Below are 3022 nucleotides of genomic sequence, written 5' to 3' on the forward strand. Positions count from 1 at the left end.
CTGGGCGCCGTCCGTCGGCAGTGAAGCGCCCGACCGACCGGTACCACGGCAAGAAACGCCTCCGCGTCCGCTGGGGCCCGCGACGACATCCACGAAGGGCATCCGACAGGACCGGGGTTCGCCGGTGAGAGCGCGCCTCCGGGGCGCGTCACCCGCTGAGCACCCACGGCTCGGTGAAATCACGGATCAGGAGTTTCCCTCTCCGGAGGTTCCTGGTTCCGTGGACCCACGTCGTCTTGCCGGAGGTGTCGTGCGTCGGTCGGTGGTTCAGGTGGCGGTCGCGGGATTGCTGGCCTCCGCGGTCGTCGTGGTCGGCGGGCCCGTCGCGGCCCGCTCCGTGTCGGCGGGCCTGGCGCCGACGCCTCCGATGGGGTGGAACTCGTGGAACAGGTTCGGTTGCGACATCGGGGAGCAGATGGTCCGCGAGACCGCCGACGCGATGGTGGCGTCGGGGATGCGCGATGCCGGCTACACCTACCTGAACCTGGACGACTGTTGGATGGCTCGTGGGCGGGACGAGCAGGGCCGACTGGTACCGGACCCGGTGAAGTTTCCCAACGGCCTGAAGCCGGTGGTGGACTACGTGCACGAGCGGGGGTTGAAGTTCGGCGTCTACGCCGACGCGGGTTCGACGACGTGCGCGGGTTACCCCGGCAGTCTTGGGCACGAGCAGGTCGACGCGCGCAGCTTCGCCGAGTGGGGTGTCGACTACCTCAAGTACGACAACTGCAACAACGACGGCAGCCCGGCGGCCGAGCGGTACGGGAAGATGGGTCGTGCGCTGCGCGAGTCGGGCAGACCGGTGGTGTTCGGCATCTGTGAGTGGGGGCACGAGCGCCCGTGGGAGGGCTGGGGCCGCAGGGTCGGCGGACACCTGTGGCGCACGACCCGCGACATCGCCGATTCGTGGGCCAGTTGGACGGCGCTGCTGGACCTCCAGGTCGGGCTGGAGGAGCACTCCGGGCCGAACGCCTGGAACGACCCGGACATGCTCGAGGTGGGCAACGGCGGCATGGCAGAGCACGAGGACCGGGCGCACTTCACGATGTGGGCGCTGTTGAACGCGCCGTTGATCGCGGGTAACGACCTGCGGGTGATGAGCCGGCCTACCAAGGACATCCTGCTGGACCGCGACGTCATCGCGGTGAACCAGGACTGGGGAGGACAGCAGGGTAGTCGGCTGCGTGACGACGGTGAGCAGGAGGTGTGGACGAAGCCGATGTCAGACGGATCAGCCGCCGTGGTGCTGCTCAACCGGGGGCTGTCCGACCGCGAGATCGGCATCACCGTCGAGGTGATCGGACTGCCGTCCGCGTCGAAGTACCGGGTGTTCGACCTGTGGACCAAACAGGAGGAGGAGACCGCCGACGAGTTGCATGCTCGCGTGCCCGCTCACTCCGTCGTGGCCTATCGGGTCTGGTTGATGTAAGCGGCCACTCCGCACGGTGAACGAACTCGAGCCCTATGGATGAATTACCGGCGAGCACGCATGAAAAAAGCACAAGATCCCGACGAGCAGGCATTTCTGCAGAAGAACACCCGCACGAGTGTTGTCCGGCGCGATGCAGTGGTTGGACACCGCACTCCGGGTAAAGTTCCCCTCGATACAACTCCGAACGAGGAACACGATCGACGATGCCTTTCGGTATAACGAGGAAATTGCTTGCCCTGGTAACGGTGGCGACTCTCGGTGCGGTTCCCGGTTTCTCGGGCACCGCGTCAGCCGAGGATCGCGGGGTGATCCGCAACGGCGACAGCGCGCGTTGCCTGGACGCCGACCTGGGCACCATCGGCGGTGACGGCACGACGGTCCACCTGTGGGACTGCCACGGTGACGACAACCAGTTGTGGAACTTCGAACCCGGCGGTCTCATCCGCAACGTCCAGAGTGGACGCTGCCTGGACGCCGATCTGGGCACCATCGGTCGCAACGGCACGATGGTCCAACTGTGGGACTGCCACGCCGCCGAGAACCAGATTTGGGACATCGACCGGCACCGCAGGGTGTTGATCAACTACATGAGCGGACGCTGCCTGGACGCCGATCCGCACACCATCGGTCGCAACGGCACGAAGGTGCGACTTTGGGACTGCCACGCAGGGCCGAATCAACGGTGGTCCCTCTGAACGATCGCGGCTCGTCCCGCGATCGGTGGCAAAGTCCGGACAGCGGTGAACGCCACTCGGTCGGGCGAACTTCCGGCTCGCCCGCGCGCATCAGTCTGGTGGCGATCGGAGCGGAGCGCTGCGGGCTTCGTGCTCACCCACCAAGCCATGGCGCGTGAGCTCCCAGTGATGGCGTTTGCTGGGGCGCAGGAGTTGGATCAGCGCCTTGTAAGCGGCGAGGCTCATCAGCGCCCAGTACAGGGGGACGGTGAGCATGGTCGGCACGGCGCGGTGCAGGTCGCGTTCCATGCAGCCGGACATGAAGTGGTACAGCACGGCGAGGTTGCCGCCCAACATGGCGGCCACGCCCGCGTAGAGCGCGGCCGGCGGGAACAGCGGCTCGATTCGCTCCGGGCCCGTGACGAGGTAGAGGCACGTCAGCGACCAGAACAGCGGGTTGACCAGCGTGGTGACGGTGGTGAAGCCGAAGGTCAGCTGGAAGCCGATGAACTTCCAAGGGCCCAGTTCGCGCAGCAGCCGCCACGGGTTGCGCATGTGCACCAACCAAGTCTGGAGATAGCCCTTGATCCAGCGGCTGCGCTGGCGTATCCAGTTGCCCAGTTCACTGTTGGCCTCCTCGTAGGTGATCGAGTCGATCATCCGCACGTCCCACCCGCGGCGGGCGATGCGCACGCCCAGGTCGGCGTCTTCGGTGACGTTGTGCGGATCCCAGCCGCCGAGTGCGCGCAGGGCGTCGACCCGAAAGTGGTTGGACGTGCCACCCAGCGGAATGGGCAGGCGAAAGCGGTCCAGCCCGCGCAGCGCCAAGGCGAAGGTCAACGCGTACTCGGCAGCGAAGTTGCGGGTCAGCCAGTTCGTCCAGGGATTCCAGTAGGCCAGCTCGGCCTGCAGGCAC

General features: G+C 66.6%; 3 protein-coding genes. 2 read left to right on the forward strand and 1 reads right to left on the reverse strand.

What is annotated here, in order from left to right:
- Window positions 1-271 precede the first annotated feature (271 nt).
- Window positions 272-1429, forward strand: a complete 1158-nt coding sequence (locus AB0G02_RS33345) for a glycoside hydrolase family 27 protein (RefSeq protein ID WP_360802278.1) — start codon at window positions 272-274, stop codon at window positions 1427-1429.
- 206 nt (window positions 1430-1635) lie between these two features.
- Window positions 1636-2127: an RICIN domain-containing protein gene (locus tag AB0G02_RS33350; protein ID WP_360802281.1), complete on the forward strand. Its 492-nt coding sequence runs from the start codon at window positions 1636-1638 to the stop codon at window positions 2125-2127.
- A gap of 90 nt (window positions 2128-2217) precedes the next feature.
- Here AB0G02_RS33350 and AB0G02_RS33355 read toward each other — a convergent pair.
- On the reverse strand, window positions 2218-3022 hold an 805-nt coding region (locus tag AB0G02_RS33355), incomplete at its 5' end, for a glycosyltransferase family 2 protein (protein ID WP_360802284.1).

This window comes from Actinosynnema sp. NPDC023658 (assembly GCF_040639995.1).
In the GTDB taxonomy this organism is placed as follows: Bacteria; Actinomycetota; Actinomycetes; order Mycobacteriales; family Pseudonocardiaceae; genus Actinosynnema.